This window comes from Actinomycetospora straminea, from assembly GCF_028737255.1.
Lineage (GTDB): Bacteria > Actinomycetota > Actinomycetes > Mycobacteriales > Pseudonocardiaceae > Actinomycetospora > Actinomycetospora straminea.
Genome location: NZ_JAQZAN010000006.1, coordinates 186674 through 203870, shown reverse-complemented (window position 1 = coordinate 203870; position 17197 = coordinate 186674). Strand labels below are relative to the sequence as shown.

At 75.0% G+C, this 17197-nt stretch carries 23 protein-coding genes and 1 riboswitch; of the genes, 10 read left to right on the top strand and 13 right to left on the bottom strand.

The genetic code is table 11. The features are described 5' to 3' along the window. Positions 1-8: 8 nt before the first annotated feature. Positions 9-755 (top strand): DUF2332 domain-containing protein, encoded by a 747-nt coding sequence (locus PH190_RS11205; RefSeq protein ID WP_274231584.1) that lies wholly within the window; start codon positions 9-11, stop codon positions 753-755. 33 nt (positions 756-788) lie between these two features. On the opposite strand, the gene PH190_RS11200 is transcribed toward PH190_RS11205, so the two are convergent. Then, on the bottom strand, positions 789-1604 hold the full coding sequence (locus PH190_RS11200; protein ID WP_274231583.1) for a hypothetical protein: 816 nt from the start codon (positions 1602-1604) through the stop codon (positions 789-791). 81 nt (positions 1605-1685) lie between these two features. Between PH190_RS11200 and PH190_RS11195 the strand changes: the two genes are divergently transcribed. The 3 genes from PH190_RS11195 (at position 1686) to PH190_RS11185 (ending at position 3587) form a co-directional block, all read left to right on the top strand. Further along, positions 1686-2213 (top strand): putative immunity protein, encoded by a 528-nt coding sequence (locus tag PH190_RS11195; RefSeq protein ID WP_337993808.1) that lies wholly within the window; start codon positions 1686-1688, stop codon positions 2211-2213. A gap of 18 nt (positions 2214-2231) precedes the next feature. Beyond that, on the top strand, positions 2232-3155 hold the full coding sequence (locus tag PH190_RS11190; RefSeq protein ID WP_274231581.1) for an alpha/beta fold hydrolase: 924 nt from the start codon (positions 2232-2234) through the stop codon (positions 3153-3155). A gap of 34 nt (positions 3156-3189) precedes the next feature. After that, a riboswitch (guanidine-III (ykkC-III) riboswitch) is annotated at positions 3190-3260 on the top strand. Between the two features lie 12 nt (positions 3261-3272). Next, complete coding sequence (locus PH190_RS11185) at positions 3273-3587, top strand: DMT family transporter (protein ID WP_274231580.1); 315 nt, start codon at positions 3273-3275, stop codon at positions 3585-3587. Here the strand turns inward: PH190_RS11185 and PH190_RS11180 are convergent. The 4 genes from PH190_RS11180 to PH190_RS11165 form a co-directional block, all read right to left on the bottom strand. Then, positions 3571-3807: a helix-turn-helix domain-containing protein gene (locus PH190_RS11180; protein WP_274231651.1), complete on the bottom strand. Its 237-nt coding sequence runs from the start codon at positions 3805-3807 to the stop codon at positions 3571-3573. The genes PH190_RS11185 and PH190_RS11180 overlap by 17 nt on opposite strands. After that, positions 3804-4271, bottom strand: coding sequence for a DUF2975 domain-containing protein (locus PH190_RS11175; protein WP_274231579.1), 468 nt, complete (start codon positions 4269-4271; stop codon positions 3804-3806). Before PH190_RS11175 ends, PH190_RS11180 begins: the two co-directional genes overlap by 4 nt. A gap of 39 nt (positions 4272-4310) precedes the next feature. Beyond that, the gene (locus PH190_RS11170) at positions 4311-5192 is read right to left on the bottom strand and encodes an intradiol ring-cleavage dioxygenase (RefSeq protein ID WP_274231578.1); all 882 of its coding nucleotides are present in this window, start codon (positions 5190-5192) and stop codon (positions 4311-4313) included. Positions 5193-5273: 81 nt separating this feature from the next. After that, positions 5274-6914: a dihydroxyacetone kinase family protein gene (locus tag PH190_RS11165; protein WP_274231577.1), complete on the bottom strand. Its 1641-nt coding sequence runs from the start codon at positions 6912-6914 to the stop codon at positions 5274-5276. A gap of 167 nt (positions 6915-7081) precedes the next feature. Between PH190_RS11165 and PH190_RS11160 the strand changes: the two genes are divergently transcribed. Beyond that, positions 7082-7948: a polysaccharide deacetylase family protein gene (locus PH190_RS11160; RefSeq protein ID WP_274231576.1), complete on the top strand. Its 867-nt coding sequence runs from the start codon at positions 7082-7084 to the stop codon at positions 7946-7948. 15 nt (positions 7949-7963) lie between these two features. On the opposite strand, the gene PH190_RS11155 is transcribed toward PH190_RS11160, so the two are convergent. Beyond that, on the bottom strand, positions 7964-8452 hold the full coding sequence (locus tag PH190_RS11155; RefSeq protein WP_274231575.1) for a pyridoxamine 5'-phosphate oxidase family protein: 489 nt from the start codon (positions 8450-8452) through the stop codon (positions 7964-7966). Positions 8453-8500: 48 nt separating this feature from the next. Further along, positions 8501-9358 carry an NAD-dependent epimerase/dehydratase family protein gene (locus PH190_RS11150; RefSeq protein WP_274231574.1) on the bottom strand — a complete coding sequence of 286 codons (858 nt, stop codon included), beginning with the start codon at positions 9356-9358 and terminating at the stop codon, positions 8501-8503. Between the two features lie 106 nt (positions 9359-9464). Here PH190_RS11150 and PH190_RS11145 point away from each other — a divergent pair, with 106 nt between their 5' ends. After that, a complete protein-coding gene (locus PH190_RS11145) occupies positions 9465-10133 on the top strand; it encodes a biliverdin-producing heme oxygenase (protein ID WP_274231573.1) in 669 nt (222 codons plus the stop codon). A 1-nt stretch (position 10134) separates the two neighbouring features. On the opposite strand, the gene PH190_RS11140 is transcribed toward PH190_RS11145, so the two are convergent. The 3 genes from PH190_RS11140 to PH190_RS11130 all read right to left on the bottom strand — a co-directional run bounded on the left by PH190_RS11140 (position 10135) and on the right by PH190_RS11130 (position 11700). After that, on the bottom strand, positions 10135-10764 hold the full coding sequence (locus PH190_RS11140) for a class I SAM-dependent methyltransferase (RefSeq protein ID WP_274231572.1): 630 nt from the start codon (positions 10762-10764) through the stop codon (positions 10135-10137). 100 nt (positions 10765-10864) lie between these two features. Beyond that, positions 10865-11161, bottom strand: a complete 297-nt coding sequence (locus PH190_RS11135) for an EthD family reductase (RefSeq protein ID WP_274231571.1) — start codon at positions 11159-11161, stop codon at positions 10865-10867. 89 nt (positions 11162-11250) lie between these two features. Beyond that, positions 11251-11700 (bottom strand): DUF6918 family protein, encoded by a 450-nt coding sequence (locus tag PH190_RS11130; RefSeq protein WP_274231570.1) that lies wholly within the window; start codon positions 11698-11700, stop codon positions 11251-11253. 182 nt (positions 11701-11882) lie between these two features. Between PH190_RS11130 and PH190_RS11125 the strand changes: the two genes are divergently transcribed. Beyond that, entirely contained in the window at positions 11883-12113 is a 231-nt protein-coding gene (locus PH190_RS11125) for a DUF2795 domain-containing protein (protein ID WP_274231569.1), read from the top strand. Between the two features lie 103 nt (positions 12114-12216). Here PH190_RS11125 and PH190_RS11120 read toward each other — a convergent pair whose 3' ends face one another. After that, positions 12217-13335, bottom strand: a complete 1119-nt coding sequence (locus PH190_RS11120; RefSeq protein WP_274231568.1) for an alpha/beta fold hydrolase — start codon at positions 13333-13335, stop codon at positions 12217-12219. 317 nt (positions 13336-13652) lie between these two features. Here PH190_RS11120 and PH190_RS11115 point away from each other — a divergent pair, with 317 nt between their 5' ends. Further along, on the top strand, positions 13653-14330 hold the full coding sequence (locus PH190_RS11115; protein ID WP_274231567.1) for a hypothetical protein: 678 nt from the start codon (positions 13653-13655) through the stop codon (positions 14328-14330). 97 nt (positions 14331-14427) lie between these two features. On the opposite strand, the gene PH190_RS11110 is transcribed toward PH190_RS11115, so the two are convergent. Further along, complete coding sequence (locus tag PH190_RS11110; protein WP_274231566.1) at positions 14428-14736, bottom strand: hypothetical protein; 309 nt, start codon at positions 14734-14736, stop codon at positions 14428-14430. A 273-nt stretch (positions 14737-15009) separates the two neighbouring features. On the opposite strand from PH190_RS11110, the gene PH190_RS11105 reads away from it, so the two are divergent. Both PH190_RS11105 and npdG read left to right on the top strand, forming a co-directional pair. Beyond that, positions 15010-16008 (top strand): alpha/beta hydrolase, encoded by a 999-nt coding sequence (locus PH190_RS11105; protein ID WP_274231565.1) that lies wholly within the window; start codon positions 15010-15012, stop codon positions 16006-16008. A 91-nt stretch (positions 16009-16099) separates the two neighbouring features. Then, positions 16100-16768 (top strand): NADPH-dependent F420 reductase, encoded by a 669-nt coding sequence (gene npdG / locus PH190_RS11100; protein WP_274231564.1) that lies wholly within the window; start codon positions 16100-16102, stop codon positions 16766-16768. Between the two features lie 72 nt (positions 16769-16840). On the opposite strand, the gene PH190_RS11095 is transcribed toward npdG, so the two are convergent. Then, on the bottom strand, positions 16841-17179 hold the full coding sequence (locus tag PH190_RS11095; protein WP_274231563.1) for a DUF3140 domain-containing protein: 339 nt from the start codon (positions 17177-17179) through the stop codon (positions 16841-16843). Positions 17180-17197 lie beyond the last annotated feature (18 nt).

Here is a 17197-nt window from a genome sequence, read left to right as displayed (position 1 = left end):
GAGGCGTCGTGGCCCGACGGCGACGGCCGCCCGACGAGACCGGGCGCGCCACCGTGCTCCACCCGCTCGTCGCCGAGGCCGCCCACCGGGTCGGCGCGGACGCGGTCGGGCTCGTCGACGTGGGCTGCTCCGCGGGGTTCAACCTGCTCCTCGATCGCGTCGCCGTCACCTACAGCACCGGGCTCGTGCTCGGCGATCCGTCGTCGCCGGTACAGCTCGAGGCCACCGTGGTGGGGGAGCGGCCGGTGCCGGACCGGGCGGTGCCCGCGGTCGTGGCGCGGATCGGCGTGGACCGCGAGCCGGTGGACGTCACCGATCCCGAGGACGTGGCGTGGGTGCGCGCCGGCGAGCCGGACCAGCCGGGACGGCTCGAGGCGGCGATCGGCCTGACGGCCGCGGCACGCCCGCTGCTCCTGCGCGGCGACCCGATCGACCTGCTGCCCGAGGCGATCGAGCGCGTGCCCCCGGACGCGCTGCCGGTGGTCACGACGACCTGGGCGCTGGCGCGGTATTCGGTCGAGGCGCGGCTGCGCTTCCTGCAGGGGCTCGACGTCGCGGGCGCGCGACGGACGGTGGCGTGGGTCTCGGCGGAGGGCGTCGGGGTCGCGCCGGGCGTCCCGACGATGGGTGACCGCCACGCCTCCGGGCACAGCATCCTCGGCGTGGCCGTGCTCGCGCACCGGACGCTGCGCGCCGACGCGGTCGGGCGGTGCTGGTCGCGGGGCCGGATGCTGTCGTGGCTGGTCGAGAGCTGACTGAGCTCGGAGCCTCCCGAGAGGAGTGCCGCATTACCTCGCGCCAGGAGTCGCCTGCGATGGCAGCGGCCGCGGGAAACGACCGCCGGCATCCGGCTCGGTGGGTCTGACGGGCCCGCCGGTGGGCGTGCGTCCGGTGCTCTCCCTCAGATCCGCGCGGACACACTGGCGCAAGCTCGTCATCGCGACCGTGACTGGGCGGAAGCCGGTGCCGTACTCGCCCGGGTCGTCGCGCGGGCGGGCGAGCAGTCGACGAAACGAGGGCAGCCCCTCGAGCGGATGGGTCTTCGCGGAGCCCATCTTCGGCCGCACGTTCTCGTACTCGGCGATGACGGCGTGCAGGGTCCGTTCCATGTCGCGGAGGTGGTGGACGCAGACGTCGACGTCGCTGAAGGACTCGCCCGACGATGACACCTCTTCGATCAACTGCTCGATCTTCAGCTCGGCATCGATGATCTCGCCCATCCGGTCGTCGTACTGCCCGACGTCCACGTGGCGCGATCCGTCGACGATTACGACGCCTGTGGCTCGCATGCTCCGACGGGCCCGCTTGACGTCCAGGTACGCCTGGGTGGCCGTCGACAACACCCCGCGCAGCAGGGTCAGCCTGGCCTCCGACCGCAGGTGCGCCTGCTGGTACTCGAAAGCGAGGTAGGAGATGATCGCGCCGGCGACCGCGACGAGTCCGACCTGCGGGATCATCTTGGCGCCCTCGAACGCGAGCGTGTCCTTTGAGGGCGACAACAGCACCGCCACGACGAACACGACGAGGCTCGCGACGAACAGAGCGAGCAGGCCGACGAAGAGTCGTCGCCGATAATCGGTTCTCCCGTGCACCAGGTCCCCCATCTGACATCGCTGTCCCCGACGACGCGGGAGACGCTAGACCTCGATCCACCAGCACATCGACGAGCAAGCGAGCGGTTCCTCATCGACGCCACGCCCGAGGTCGCGCTGACCTCCGACGATCTCCGCGCCGTCACGGGCTTCGCCGCCGCGTGTGCCGAGTCCGTGATCGACCTCTACGAGACCGCCCACCCCGCCGACACCCGCCCGCGCGACGCGATCGACGCCGCCCGGGCGTTCGCCGACGGCGGGCGCCGCGGCAAGGCGCTGCGCGACGTGGCGTGGGCGGCGCTGCGGGCCGCCGGCGAGACCGACACCCCGGCCGCCGAGCACGCCGCCCGGGCGGCGATGGCTGCGGCGTCGGCGGCGTACCTCCACCCTCTGGCGAACGCCACGCAGGTCCGGCACATCCTCGGCGCCGCGGCCCACGCGGCCCGGTCGAGCGAGCTCGCGGCCGGCGAGGAGGCGGCCGCCGCGCAGCTCGACGAGGCCCGCCGCGCCGCGACGCCCGTGGTCGTCGCCGTCCTCGAGCGCTACCCGGCCGCGCCGCCAGGGGGCGGGCGCGTGGGCGAGCTGCTCCGGGAGCTCGACGCCGCGCTGCGGCCGCGCTGACCTCTAGGGTCGAGGACCGTGGCGATCACGCGGCAGGTCGACGCCGGGGTCCTGGCCACCGCCCACCTCGAGGACGGGCCCGCCGACGGCTGGCCGGTCGTGCTCGTGCACGGCTTCCCGTACGACGTCCACGCCTACGACGAGGTCGTCCCGCACCTGACCGCACAGGGCGCTCGGGTCGTCCGCCCGTACCTGCGGGGGCACGGACCGACGCGCTTCCGGTCGGCGACGACGATGCGCAGCGGGCAGCAGGCCGCGCTCGGGTCCGACCTGCTCGCCCTGGTCGACGCCCTGGAGCTCGACGCCCCGGTCGTCGGCGGCTACGACTGGGGCGGGCTGTCGTCCTGCGTCGTCGCCGCGCTGTGGCCGGAGCGGGTGGCCGGGCTCGTGTCCCTGGCGAGCTACGACGTCATCGACGTCGCCGCCCAGCGCGCGCCCGCGGACCCGGCCCTCGAGCACGCGCTCTGGTACCAGCACCTGTTCCAGACCGAGCGCGGCCGGGCCGGGCTCGCCGCCCACCGCCGCGAGCTGTGCCGGATGCTGTGGCGGCAGTGGTCGCCGCGATGGTCGTTCGACGACGCCCTGTTCGACCGCACGGCCGTGGCGTTCGACAACCCCGACTTCGTCGACGTCGTCGTCCACGCCTACCGTCACGCGCTCGGCAACGCCGACGGCGACCCGGTCCACGACGCCCTCGAGGCCCGGCTGGCCGGGCGCCCGCCGATCACCGTGCCCGCGGTGACGCTGGACGGGGCGAGCGACACCCTCAAGCCCGGCGGCACCGCCGACCACGCCGCGATGTTCACCGCCCGCCACGAGCACCGGGTCGTCGACGCGGGGCACGCGCTGCCCTACGAGGCGCCCGCGGCGTTCGCCGACGCCGTGCTCACCGTCCGGTCCTGGATCGCGGAGGCGGGGGGAGACCGGACCCACCACACGTGACGTGGAGACCGGCGCACGCCGTTGCGACCATGACGGCGGGCCCCGGCGATCGTGGCTCCCTGGACGAGCGGCGCCGTACCCAGCCCACGACAAGACGGCGACCCTGCGAGGCCCCTCATGGCGTGGATCGCGCTCGTCGTCTCCGGTGTCCTGGAAGCCGTCTGGGCGACCGCCCTCGGCAAAGCCGCCGGTTTCTCCCGGCTGGTGCCGTCGGTGGTCTTCGTCGTCGCCCTGCTCCTGAGCATGATCGGGCTGGCGTTGGCCATGCGCACGCTGCCCACCGGCACCTCGTACGTGGTCTGGGTCGGGATCGGCGCGGCCCTGACCGTCACCTACGCGATGGCGACGGGCGAGGAGCCGGTGAGCGCGCTCAAGATCGTGTTCCTGCTGGCGATCGTCGGCGGGGTGATCGGGCTCAAGGCGCTGCACTGACGTGCGCATGCTCCTCGTCGGGCACCCAGCGCAGGACGTCGCCGGGCTGGCAGTCGAGGACGCGGCAGACCGCGTCGAGGGTCGTGAAGCGGACGGCCTTGGCGCGCCCGTTCTTGAGCACGGCGACGTTGGCCGGCGTGATACCGACGGCCTCGGCGAACTCGGCGACCGACATCTTGCGGCGCGCGAGCATGACGTCGATGTCGACGACGATCATCAGACCACCTCGTCGAGCTCGCGACGCAGCCCCGTCGCGTTCGCCAGCAGCCCGCGCATGACGAGCATGAGCAGGGCGTAGGCGGCGCCGCCGACCCCGACCGCGCCGCCGATGAGGACCATGCCGGGCGCGTCGTCGATCTCCCCGTAGTGCACGCACACGGTGGCGACGACGAGCGCGGCGACGAGCCCGGCGACGGTCACGACGCGGACCCAGCGGAAGGCGGCGTCGTCGAAGATCGCACCGCGGCGGACCATCGCCAGCAGCACCCACAGGGCGACCAGACCCACCTCGAGGGCGACGAGCGCCGCGACGCCGAGCACGGCGTAGAGCAGTGCCAGGCCCGTCACCCCGCCGTCGCCGAGCCCGAGGACGACGGCGACGACGATCGCGACCTGACCGGCGAGGGCCCCGAGCGCGATGAGGGCGAGGAGTGCCCGCAGGGCACCGATGACGACCGGGCTCATGGATCGATCTTCGAGCGATAGCTATCGAAAGTCAATAGCTCAGCGGGAGGGTCGAACGCCGGGCGGCGCGCCGTCGGGTCCGCCCGGCCCGCCGGCCGCCGGGGCCGTGCGGGTGTCGATCCGGACGGGCAGGGCGACGGTGTAGCCCGTGGCGACGTCGCCGGTGACGGTCGCGAGCTGGCTCGCGCCGCCGTCGTCGCCGAAGACGTTGTCCGAGGTCAGGGTGACGTCGTCGAGTGCGGTGGCGGACTGCTCGTAGCCCGGCTGCGCGTAGACCTGCCGACACGTGTCCTCGGGCAGGGCGACCTGGGAGGTGGCGATCGCGTTGCCCGCGTCGACGATGCTCGGCGCGTCGGGGTAGACCTCGAGGTGGACGTGCGGCCAGCGCCCCTCGTAGCAGGCGGGCACGATGCTGGTGAAGCGCACGCGGCCCGCCGCGTCGGCGATCTGGACGCCGCGCAGGTAGTTCTCGCCGGCGATCCGCTCGGAGTAGAGCGAGTAATCGCCCTCGCGGTTGCAGTGCCAGACGTAGACCGCGGCGCCGGCGAAGGGCGACCCGCCGCGGGCGAGGTCGGCGACGGTGAGCTCGAGGACCATCGGGACGCCCTCGGCGACGCCGGTCGGCCCGCCGAAGCTGGTGCGGATGTCGCTGCGCACGATGCCGCTCCGCGTGAGCACGTTCGCGCCGGTGGAGCCGTCGCCGGGGAACGGGCCGGCGGTCTCGTCGGGGATCTCGCCGGGACTGGTCGTCGACGCCGGCGTGGTGCTCCCGCACGCGGCGACGCCCACCGCCACCGCCCCGAGCCCCAGGACGCGGAGCACCCGGCGCCGGTCGAGCGTGCCGAGGTCGAACGCGAGGCCCTGGTCCTCGAGATCGGCGTCGGGGCGGGGGAGCGGTCGCTGGTGACGGTGGTGGTCCACGGTGCCTCCCGGGTGGTCTCGACGCAGAGTGCACGCCGACACCGTGAGCGGGATGTGGGGGCCGCCTGGCCGTGACCTGTGTCAGGCCTCGGCGAGCGCCCGCAGCACGATCACCACCGCCTCGGCGCCCGCGTCGCGGTGGCCGTGGGCGCGCTCGCCGAGGTAGCTCGACCGGCCCCGGCGCGGGGTCATGGTCGCGGTGGCCTCGGCGCCCTCGGCCGCGGCATCGGCGGCGTCGGTCATCGAGCCGGAGGAGGCGAGCGCGTCGGCGGCGGGGTAGAGGGCGTCGAGCAGGGTGCGGTCGCCGCGCCGGGCCCCGCCGAGGTCGGCGATCCCGTCCGCGGCCGCGCGCAGCGCCTCGTCGGGTGACCCGCCGGCGTCGAGGTGCTCGGCCGCGTGCAGCAGCGCCGTCGCGAGCAGCGGACCGGAGGTGCCGCCGATCGCCCGTCGCACGGAAGCGGCGACCATCCGCAGCGTCGCGACGGGGTCGTCGAGGTCGGTGGCGTCGAGGTCGTCGAGCACCGCCTTCGCCCCGCGGGACAGCGAGGTGCCGAGGTCGCCGTCGCCGGTCGCGGCGTCGAGCTCGGTGAGGTGGTCCTCGGCGTCGCGGACCGCCCGGCCGACCGCCTCGACCGTGCCGCGCAGCCGCCCGGTGCCGTCGCCGGAGGTCGGCGTGGTCTCGCCGGGCACGGCGACCGACGGCACGGGTTCGGACGCCGAACCGGAGAGCACGCCGGAGCCCGATGGCCAGCCCGCCGAGCGGGCGGGGGCGTCGATCAGCGCGAGGCGGTCGTCGTCCACGGGCAGCAGCGCCACCGACACCCCGGCCATGTCGATCGACGAGAGGAACGTGCCCGACCAGCCGCGCTCGACGGTGACGCCCCGCTCGCCGAGGTTCTCGACGGCGCGGCGCAGGACGATCGACAGCTCCATCGGCGGGGTGGCGCCGGTGCCGTTGACCAGGACGACGACGCGGTCGCCGGCGCCGATCGCGCGGTCGTCGCAGACGGTCGCGACCAGCTCGTCGACGAGCTCGTCCGCGCCGCGCAGCGACTCCCGCCGCACGCCCGGCTCGCCGTGGATGCCGAGCCCGATCTCGATCTCCTCGTCGCCGAGCGAGAACCCGGCCTCGCCGCCGGGCACGGTCGCCGGGGCCAGGGCGAGGCCCATGGTGCCCACCGCCGCGGCGGCGGCCTGCGCGGCCTCGGTGACCTCGTCGAGCGACCGGCCCGCGGCCGCCGCGGCGCCCGCCACCTTGGTCACGAGCACCGTCCCGGCCAACCCGCGGCGCCCGGCGGTGACGTCGTCGTCGGCGTCGAGGGCGACGTCGTCGGCGACGGTGATCATCGCGCACTCCCGGCCCTCGGCCCGCGCGAGCTGGGCGGCCAGGCCGAAGTTGAGCCGGTCGCCGGTGTAGTTCATGACGACGAGCAGCGTGGGGTCGTCGACCGCGCGGATCGCCGCGAGCACGGCGTCCACCCCCGGCGACGCGAACACCTCGCCGCACACCGCGCCGTCGAGGTGCCCCGGCCCGACGTAGCCGGCGAACGCCGGCTCGTGCCCCGAGCCGCCGCCGGAGAGGACCGCGACCCGGCCCGCCGTCCGGTCCGTGCGCACGAGGGCGCGGTGGCCCTCCACCAGGGCGGCGCCCTCGGTCACCCGGGCGACGCCGGTCAGGGCCTCGGGGACGACGTCCTCGGTCGCGTTGATCAGCTTCTTCACGCGGGCGGGCTTCCCGGCCACCCGTCGGCCCGAACGGCGGGGTGATCTGGTCGCCCTCCGACGACATTCACTCGATCAGACGTAGAGGGTCCCTCGCTCGTCACGAGAGGGGCCCTCTATGGTGTCTCTCGCTGTGACGCCTGTGACTGATGGGACGGATGAGATACATGCTCACTCCTCGGCAGCGCGTCATCCTGCGCCAGATCGTCAGCCCGCCCTACATCTATCGATGGGCCGGGCTGTTGACGACGATCGCGCTGATGACCGGCGTGACCGCCGTCGTGCTCAGTGACGTCGGCGCCCGCCAGGTCCTCGCGACCGGCCCGGCCGTGACCGCGCCCGCGGCCGTGAACGCGGCCGGGCGCCCGGTCCGCGCCGGCGAGGACGCGCCCGCGCGCGGCATGCCGGGCTTCGCCCGCCCCGCGATCACGTCGTCGCTGCTGACCGTCACCGACACCGGCACCGATCGCCCGGCCGTGGCCCTGACCTTCGACGACGGCCCGACGCCCGAGTACACGCCGGAGGTGCTCGACATCCTGGCGGAGTACGGCGCCAAGGCCACCTTCTGCATGATCGGCGACCAGGCCCTCGCCCACCCCGAGCTGGTGCAGCGCGTCATCAACGAGGGCCACCGCCTCTGCGACCACACGATGACCCACGACGCGACCGTGGGCAGCAACGCCCAGGACCTCATGAGCCAGCAGCTGCAGCGCAGCCGCACCTCGCTCTCGGAGGTCGTCGCGCCGCCGGCGACCATCGACTACTTCCGCGCCCCCGAGGGCCGCTGGACCCCGCTGCTCGACGAGGTCGCCGCGCAGACCGGCATGCGCCCGCTCGGCTGGTCGGTGGACACCCTGGACTGGACCCAGCCGGGCACCGGCGCGATCGTCGGCAGCGTCCAGCAGGGCGTGCACCCCGGCGCCGTCGTGCTCTTCCACGACGGCGGCGGGCCCCGCGAGCAGACGGTCGAGGCCGTGCGCGAGCTCCTGCCCTGGCTGCAGGAGCAGGGCTACCAGTTCGTCATGCCGAGCTGACCGTCCCCGCGGCGGTCAGTGCTTGCGGACGACCGTCTCCGCCCTGCCCTCCCGCCACGTGGTGACGTCCATGTGCTCGCCGACGGCCACCGACGCCGCGCCGACGATGTCCGCGCGGAGGAACTGGTCGAACCGCTGGCCGCGCAGGTCGAGCCCGATCTCCTCGTAGACCGCCTCGGCGAAGCGCTGGTGCAGCGCCTCGTCGCGGACGTCCTCGACCCGGCCCCAGAGCTTGGCGTCGCCCTCGGTGACCCGCGTGTCGGTCGTCGCGGTGTGGAGGGCGAACCGAGGGTCGGCGCGCAGGTCCGCGAACTTCGCGGTGTCGGGCATCCCGACGAGCCAGAGGTCGCCCTCGAGGAACCGCGGCTCCATCGGGCTGATGCGGGGGAAGCCGTCGGGTCTCAGCGTGCCGAGCATGCACAGGTACCCGGTGGCGGCGTGGCGGCGCGTGAACACCTCGGCGATGCGGGGCGCGGCCGCGGCGAAGTCGGTCCAGAGAGCCATGCACCGCACGCTAGGGCCGACCCCCGACAGTGAGGTGGGCTCGCGGCGTCACGACTCCCCGGACCACGCGTCACGGACGATGCGGTCGAGGTCGGAGCACTCCGCGACCCAGCCGAGCTCGTCGCGGGCGCGGGCCGGGTCGACGGTGACCGCCCGCGCCTCGGGGGCCGCCCCGCGGTGGCGCACGGGCACGGGGCGCCCGAGCACCCGCTCGGCGGCGTCCAGGACGTCGCGCACCGTCACCGGGCGCCCGCTCCCGATCGGCACCGCGCGGTACGTCCCCGGGGTCGCGACGGTGAGGGCGGCGACGACGGCGCGCGCGGCGTCCGCGACGTGCACGAGGTCGCGCACTGCCGCGCCGTCGCCGTTCACGACGAACGCGCCGGTGCGGCCGGCCGCCGCGGCCAGCACGGCCGGGACGAGGCGCGTGGGGTCGCCGTCGCCCGGGCCCGCGACGTTGGCGAACCGCAGCGACACCGCCCCCACCCGGCCCGCCACGGCCGCGTCGCGGGCGGCGAGGTCCGCGGCGAGCTTCGCGGCGCCATAGGGGTGCGGCGGCGGCCGGTCGTCGGCGATCGCCGCGCTCGAGGCGAGCACGAGCCGCGCGCCGGGGGGCAGGGCGTCGAGCACGGCGAGGGTGCCGCCGAGGTTGGTCCGCCAGGTGCCGAGCGGGTCGGCGAGGGAGTCGCGCACCCGGACGACGGCCGCGAGGTGGCACACGGCGTCGACGCCCGCGAGGGCGGCGGCCACCTGCTCGGGGCGTTCCAGCATCGCGCTGCGCACCTCGACGCCCGCGCCGACGGGCCGGCCGCGGGTGACCCCCACGACGTCGTGACCGGCGCCGACCAGCGCGGACACCACCGCGCGCCCGAGGAAGCCGCTCGCGCCCGTCACCGCCACCCGCACACCCGGGAGCCTGGCAGACGCCGGCGCCGCCTGGAGTGAGGCTAGCCTTACTCGATCGCGGACCCTAGTGTCGTCGTCGGTAGCCCAGCGACACCGGAGGCGGACCGTGAGCGAGCACCAGCCCTTCTCCCAGGCCCTGCGTCGTGCCACCGCCGCCGCCCACGAGCGCGCGCACCACTCGACCTACATGGACGCCCTGCTCGGCGGGCGCCTCGCGCTCGACGACTACGCGACGCTCGTCGTCCAGTACTGGCACGTCTACTCGGCGCTCGAGGACGGCACCGACCGGCTGCGCGACCACCCCGTCGTCGGCGGCTTCGCGGTCGACGCGCTGCGCCGCCGCGACGCCATCGCCACCGACCTCGCGTTCCTCCGCGGCCCGGGCTGGGCCGACGACCTCACCCCGCTGCCCGCGACCGCCGCCTACGTCGACCGCATCCGCGCGACCGTCGACGACTGGCCCGGCGGCTGGGTCGCCCACCACTACACCCGCTACCTCGGCGACCTCGCCGGCGGGCAGGCGGTGCGCGGGCTGCTGCGGCGCACCTACGGCGTGACCGAGGACGGCGCGCGCTTCTACGACTTCGCCGCCCTCGGCCCCGTGCCGCCCTTCCGCACCCGCTACCGCGCGCTGCTCGACGCCGCGGGCGAGGGAGCGTGGGACGACGTCGAGCGCGCCCGGATCGCCGACGAGGCGTGCCACGCCTTCGAGCTCAACATCGCGATGCTCGCCGAGATCGCCGACACGGTGCCGCCGGAGGACCTCGCGGCCTGAGTCAGACCCGGCGCGCCACCGCCAGCCACGCCGGCAGGTCGACGTGCCCGCCGATGGGCACGCGCAGCAGCTCCGCCTGCTCGGCGTCGGGCACCCGGCCGCGGTAGGTGCTCTCGCGCAGCTCCTCGATCCTCCAGCCCGGGCGGCTGAAGGCCGTGCGGATCTCGTCGTCGGTCACCTCGGGGCCGAACGCCGGCCCGGGCGCGAGCCCGAGCAGCACGACCCGCCCGCCGTCGACCACCACGTCGCGCAGGGCGTCGGCGTACCGGCCCTGGTCGTCGGTGTCGAAGATGTGGAACAGCGCGCTGTCGAGGACGGTGTCGAAGCCGCGCAGGTCGTCGGGGTGCAGGGCGTCCGCCTCGACGAAGGTGGCCGCGACGCCGCGGTCCGCCGCGATCGCCCGCGCGCGGTCCAGCGCGGCCGGCGCGGAGTCGGCCCCGACGACGTCGTACCCGCGGGCGGCGAGCAGGACGGTGTGCTCGCCGGTGCCGCAGCCGAGGTCGAGCACCCGGCCGCGCAGCAGGCCCTCGGCCTCGGCGGCGACGATCGCCGGCTGCGGCTCGCCGATGATCCACGGCGGCTCACCGGTGAGGTAGGCGTCCTGGAAGCGGGACGGGGCGGGTGTGCTCATGGCGACCTCCGTGGGCTCGGGCCGTCGGCGTGATCGCCGATGCGACCGAGCCTCGGTCCTCGACCACGGTCGAGGTCAAGGACCGGGCCCGCGCGGGAGCTCAGTCGTGGGCCACGAACATCGTCACGCCACCGGTCGCGAAGTTGGGGACGTCGCCCGCCGCGGCCTGACCCTGCTCGCTGCCCAGTCCGGCCTGCAGCGACTCCATCGAGTCGAAGGTGAGCTCGGCCACGAGGTAGTACGGCGGCGGGTTCTCGTCGAGCGACGAGCAGTGTCGGTAGGTGAACGACTGGAGCCCGGGGATGGGCTCGGCGAGCGGCGCGTGGGTCTTCTCGTAGTACTCGTCGAACGCGCCGGGGTCGGTGGGGTGGCCGTACAGGACGGTGAGGATGTGCACCAGATCACTCCACCACGGACGACGGCCCCGGAGCCAGGACCGATCGCGCAGGTCCGGTGCCGGGGCCGCCGGTGGGGGAGCGGGAGAGATCAGACGCGGGCGTGCTTCTCGATCACCGCGCCGAGACCGGGGAGGGCGTCGACGACGTTCTCCTGGGCCTTCGGGCGCAGCTTGCCGTAGATCGACGTGATCGCCGCACGGCTGCTGCGCTCCGCGCGCCGGTCGGTGACCGTCAGGAGGGCCTCGGACGCCTCGTGCGGGCGGGTGCCGAGGAACGTGCCGAAGTCGCCGGTGGCCTCGGTGGTGTAGGTGGCCCAGAAGGGCTCGAGCTGGTCGACGAACTCGTCGAGCATCTTGTCGATCGCCTCGGGCACGATGCCCGGCTTGACCTTCTTGAGGGCGCCGTAGCCCGTCTTGACGATGCCGCCGGACAGGCCGCTCTTGTTCGCGACCTCGGCGTCGACGAGGCCGTTGAGGTCCTCGACGACCGCACCGCGGCGGTCGGAGTCGAGAAGGCGTGCCTTGAGCGTCTCGGCCATCGGTGTCCTTCCTCGGGGAGCAGGGGAGCGGGGCCGACCGTACGGGAGGTGTGGGGCGGGATCTCCGGCAGGGGCGGGTGAACCACATCCGTGTGGTTCGCGGCCGAGGTGTGCCCGACGGGCCGCGGCGGGCACCACGGCCCGCGTCCCGGAACGACCGGGTCACGACCGAGGAGCCGCCCGTGTCCGCGTCCACCACCCGTGATCGCCTCGACGCCGCCCTGGACGGCGTCTCGTTCCCCGCCGACCGCGACACGCTGGTCGAGGCCGCGCAGCGCCGCGACGACGACCGCACGGCTCGCGCCCTGCGCGCGATGCCGCCGGTGGAGTACGGCAGCCCGAAGGACGTCGTCGCGTCGGTGACGCTCGCCGAGGACGACCACCCCGACGAGATCCCGCCCGAGGCGCGCTGAGACACCGGGACCCCCGGACGACCGAAGGGCCCCTCGACTCGATCTCCTCGAGCGGAGCAGGTAGCGCTGGCCGGCCTGCTCGTAGTCGGGCCCTGCTCGTCGATCAGTGATCGTGGTCGGCGAGGAACGCCTCGAGATCCCGCCACGAGTGCTCGCGGGCCCGGCGTCCGGCGAGCACGCCGAGGTGCCCGCCGGGGTGGACCACGAAGCGCAGGTCGGGGCTCCCGGTCAGCAGCTCGGTAGCGCGCTCGACGGCCGCGACCGGGGCGATGACGTCGTCGGCACCCGCCACGAGCAGCACCGGGACGTCGACGTCGGCCAGCCGCACCGGGCGCCCGGCGAGGGCCAGCCGGTCCTCGGCGAGGTCGTTCGAGCGGATCACGTGGTGGTAGATCTGACCGAACGCCCGCCCGGGGTAGGCGGTCATGCTCGCCATGAGCAGGTCGACGGCCTCGATCTGCTCGAGCAGCTCGCGATCGTCGAGGTGGGTCGCGAGCGTCACGGGCTTGGTCAGGTAGCGCTCGACGCTGGTCAGCTGGAACGCCCACTTCACCGCCGTCGCCGGGAACGAGCCCAGCGTGCGGTAGGCCGTCGAGAAGATCCGGCCGCCGGTGTACTCGGCGACCGACCGGAACGGCGCCACCAGGGGGACCGCGGAGACGTCGACGGGCGACGCGAAGGCCGTCACCGACCGGATGGGCGCCCCCGACACCCCGCTCGCCGCCGTGAGCAGCGTGAACAGGCCGCCGAGGCTCCAGCCGGCGAGGTGCACGGGGGCGTCGTCGTGCTTCGCGGCGACGGCGTAGAGGGCGGCCGGGAGGATCTCGTCGACCCACAGCTCCAGCCCGCGACGGCCCGCGCCGGGCCCCGTGGCGTCGTAGGTGACGATGAAGATCTCGCGCCCGGTGGCGAGCAGGTCCTCGACGAGGCTCGCGCCGCGGCGCAGGTCGAAGGCGAAGTCCGGGGCGCCGAGCGGCGGCACGAGCAGCAGCGGGGCGAGCGCGGGATCGACGGGCACGGTGGGCTCGTAGCGGTGGACCGTGTAGCCGTCGCCGAGCAGGACCGGCAGGCGCGGCATGCGGCGGGTGTCGGCGAGGTGGCCGTGGGTCACACAGTCCCACAGGTTCTCGCCGATCCGCGACACGGTGCGCGCCGGCCCGTCGGCGAGGGCGGGCAGCGAGGGCCCGGACGTCGGCGCGGGCGGCTGCTGCTCGGCGGTCACGCGCGGAGATGCTAGGGCCGTCCGGGCACCCGCGGCGGCCGCCGTCACTCACGCGTCGTGAGGTGCGGTCACGATCGGTGACTCCCGGCGGGTGCTCCGTGGCGAGTTCCCGCAGGTCGGGCCGGCATCACCGGCCCAGCGCGTTGGGCCGTCTGGGCCTCGGTCGTTCCGCCCGATCGTCAGAACGACGATCACACCGATGCCGCGTTGGATCGGGTGGCGCCGCCCCGGGTCGATCGTCCGGGGCGGCGGGGCGCCGTGGCAGAGACGCGGCGCGCGCCGGTCCGGGCCGCCGAGGGACGAGGAGACCGATCACCGTGACGCCGTCCGAGCCGGTCCCGGAGACGCCCAGCGAGGTCGACTCGGGGGACCGGCGACGGGAGCGGCGGACCCGGGTCCTCGCGGGCCTCGGCGTCGGGGTCGTCGGCGCGGCGTCGCTGTCCACGGCGGTCTACCAGACGATCACCCAGTCCTCGACCAGCGTCGGCCTGCCGGTCGCGGAGGCCGAGCACGACAGCCCCCTGCCCTGGGCGGCCCCCGCGCTCGCGCCGATCGGCGCGGTGCTCCCGTCCGCCACGACGATCACCCCGACCGTCGCGGACCTCGACCTGCGCGCCGACCAGCAGCCCCTCCCGGTGCCGCCGGCCCCGGCCGCCACGGCGGACCCGGGCCCGGCCGCACCGGCGCCGGCCCGCGTCGACGCCGCGCACCGCTCGGCGCCCGTGGCCCGGGGCGACGACCGGCCTCGCCCGACCTCGTCGACCGGCGGGCGCCCGACCACCCGGCCGGGGACGACGACGCCGAGCACCACGCCCAGCACGACCCCGAGCACCACCCCGACGACCGGGTCCTCCACGGAGCCGACCACGGAGCCGACCACCGAGCCGACCACCGAGCCGACCACGGAGCCGACCTCGCCCTCGACGGAGCCGAGCAGCCCGTCGTCGGAGCCGTCGTCGGGCACCCCCACGAGCGGGTCGGCGGGCGACGGCTGAGCCGACCCGCACCACGGGGCTCCCCGGCCCGGAACGCCGACGGCCCCGCCCCCTCGTGGGGAGCGGGGCCGTCGGTGCGGGACCCGGGGCGCGCCGGTCAGCCCAGGGGGCGACGCAGCGCGGTGCGGCGCTCGGGGCGCAGGTGGAACACGACCGCCGGCAGGACCACGAGCGCCACGAACGGCAGCCCGACGGTGGGCAGGACGAAGAGCAGCGCGAGGCCGAGGAGCATGACGACCAGCGCGGTGAGCGGGCTGGTCGCGATCTCCCCGAGGCGGACCAGCGCGGGGTGGCGACGCGCGGCGGTGCCGACGCGGTCGGTGAGCGCCGCGGCGCGCGCGGCCGGACTCGGCGCGGGGACGGGACGGGGCAGGGTCGGGGTGCTGTGCGGCCAGGGGAGAGCCATCGCGGTGCGTCGGTCCTTCGAGGTCGTGAGGGTCCAGGCGGGGGCGCGTCGGGGAGCCGCGCCGGCGCTCGCGGCCGGGCAGGCCGGCGAGCTCCGGGGCGTCGCGGGGATCGACACCGGTGATGACGCCCGTGGGGGCCGGGAGGTTCCCCGCCTTCGGTATCGATTCGGCAACGGCGGGTCCCCGTCGTCGCCGATCATCATCCCCGGGTCACCCGGATGGCGGGGATGACCCGAGCAGGTGAACCTGCGCCGAGTCCTAGGGTGGCGCCGATGAGCGCCGTACCCGACGGACCCGAGGCCGACACCGACCGCGCGCCCCTCGACCCGGGCGTGCGCGCGCTGCTCGACCGGTGGGCCGACCAGCCCGCCATGTTCGCCGGCACCGTGCCCGGGTCGACCGGCGGCGCGGACGGTGTCGAGGGTGTCGAGGGTGTCGAGGGTGTCCGCGAGGCCCGGGCCCGGTTCGCCGCCCAGATGATCGAGGCGGCGGGCCGCCCGGCGCGCGCGCCGGAGGTCGACGAGGCGGGCGGGGTCGCGGTGCGGTGGCACCGGGCGGCTGACCGGACCTCGGACGCCCTCGTCGTGTTCGTGCACGGCGGCGGCTGGGTGCTCGGCGGGGGCGACGCCTACGACGCCGTCGCCGCCCGGCTCGCCGGCGACCTCGGCGCCGACGTCGCCGCCCTCGACCACCGCCTCGCGCCCGAGCACCCGTTCCCGACGCCGCTGGACGACACCCTCGCCGCCGTCCGGGCCCTGCACGACGGGACGCGGCCGCTCGCGCTGGTCGGGGACAGCGCCGGCGCGAACCTCGCGGCGGTCACCGCACTGGCCCTGCGCGACGAGGGACGGGCCCCGGCGGCCTGCCTGCTCGTCTACCCGCCGCCGGACTTCGAGGGCCGCTACGCCTCGGTGCGGGAGAACGCCGAGGGCTACTGGCTCACCGCGTCCGACGTCCGCGCCTGCTCCAAGCTCTACCTCGCCGGTCACGACCCGCGCGGCGACGTCCGGCTCTCGCCGCTGCGCGCGGGGACGCTCGCCGGGTTCCCGCCGACGATCGTCGCGACGGCCGGCTACGACCCGCTGCGCGACGCCGGTCACGCCTTCGCCGACGCGCTCGCCGCCGCCGGCGTGGACGCCCGCCGTCGCGAGCACCCCGCCCTCGTGCACGGCTTCTACGGATTCACCGCCGCCGTGCCGGCCGCCGACGCCGCGGTCGCGGCGCTGCACACCGAGCTCGCCGGGATGCTCACCGGGTTGGTCACCGGCTGATCGTGGTAGAGACCGTCCGTCCTGACCGTTCGTGCTGGGAGCCCGCACCGTGAACGCACCGACCTCGTCCGACTCGTCCTCAGACGGGGCCGTGGACCCGACCACCCTGACCGTCGGCGTGCTCGGCGGCACCGGCAACCAGGGCCAGGGGCTGGCGCTGCGCTGGGCCCGCGCGGGCATCGAGGTCATCGTCGGCTCCCGTGCGGCCGAGCGCGCCGAGAACTCGGCGCAGGAGTACTGCCAGGCCGCGGGCGTCGACCACGTCCGGGGCGCGGACAACGCGACCTGCGCGGCCGAGGCCGACGTCGTCGTCGCCGCCGTGCCGTGGGAGTCGCACGCCGAGACGCTGCGGGGGCTCGCCGAGCAGCTCAAGGGCAAGATCGTCGTCGACTGCGTCGTGCCGATCGGGTTCGACAAGAGGGGCCCGTACCCGCTGCCGGTGGAGGAGGGCAGCGCCGCGCAGCAGGCCGAGCAGCTGCTGCCCGAGTCGCGGGTCACCGCCGCGTTCCACAACGTCTCCGCGGTGCTGCTCGCCGACCTGGAGCAGGACGAGGTCGACTGCGACGTCCTCGTGCTGGGCGACGACCGCGAGGCCACCGACGTCGTGCGCGCCCTCGCCGACGCGATCCCGGGCGTGCGCGGGATCTACGGCGGGCGGCTGCGCAACGCCTATCAGGTGGAGTGCCTGACGGCGAACCTCATCGCGATCAACCGGCGCTACAAGGTGCACGCCGGCATCAAGATCACCGACCTGCAGTGAGGTGCGCGCAGCGCAGGTGAGCAGAAAGAAGTGCTCCAGCCCTCCTTTCTGCTCACCAGCGCGCAGCGCACCTCATTTCAGGGGGTCGTGGCCCCAGTTCATGAGCGAGTAGCGCCACTTCGAGGTCTCGATGTCCTCCTTCGAGGGCTTCTGCTTCGTGTGCCGCGCGACGTAGCCGTGGACCTTCTTCATCGCCGCGAGGTCGTCGTCGTCGAGCTCACCCTCGTCCTTCTTCTGGATCTCGACGATCCGCCGGCCCATGAAGTGGCCCGTCGACTCGTCGTCGTCGCCCGACGACTGGCCTACCGACTGCGACTCGTCGGTGCCCAGCCAGTCCTCGAGCTCCTTCGCGCTCATGTTCACGACGTCGTCGAACTCGGAGCGGATCTGCTCGCTGCTCTTCTCGGCCATGGCCGCGGTTACCCACAC

Coding starts and splice junctions, on each gene's coding strand:
- PH190_RS11160 (WP_274231576.1), top strand. CDS start 7,082: ATGCTCACTCCTCGGCAGCGCGTCATCCTGCGCCAGATCGTCAGCCCG.
- PH190_RS11200 (WP_274231583.1), bottom strand. CDS start 1,604: ATGGGGGACCTGGTGCACGGGAGAACCGATTATCGGCGACGACTCTTC.
- PH190_RS11155 (WP_274231575.1), bottom strand. CDS start 8,452: ATGGCTCTCTGGACCGACTTCGCCGCGGCCGCGCCCCGCATCGCCGAG.
- PH190_RS11110 (WP_274231566.1), bottom strand. CDS start 14,736: ATGGCTCTCCCCTGGCCGCACAGCACCCCGACCCTGCCCCGTCCCGTC.
- PH190_RS11185 (WP_274231580.1), top strand. CDS start 3,273: ATGGCGTGGATCGCGCTCGTCGTCTCCGGTGTCCTGGAAGCCGTCTGG.
- PH190_RS11140 (WP_274231572.1), bottom strand. CDS start 10,764: ATGAGCACACCCGCCCCGTCCCGCTTCCAGGACGCCTACCTCACCGGT.
- PH190_RS11105 (WP_274231565.1), top strand. CDS start 15,010: ATGAGCGCCGTACCCGACGGACCCGAGGCCGACACCGACCGCGCGCCC.
- PH190_RS11095 (WP_274231563.1), bottom strand. CDS start 17,179: ATGGCCGAGAAGAGCAGCGAGCAGATCCGCTCCGAGTTCGACGACGTC.
- PH190_RS11175 (WP_274231579.1), bottom strand. CDS start 4,271: ATGAGCCCGGTCGTCATCGGTGCCCTGCGGGCACTCCTCGCCCTCATC.
- PH190_RS11130 (WP_274231570.1), bottom strand. CDS start 11,700: ATGGCCGAGACGCTCAAGGCACGCCTTCTCGACTCCGACCGCCGCGGT.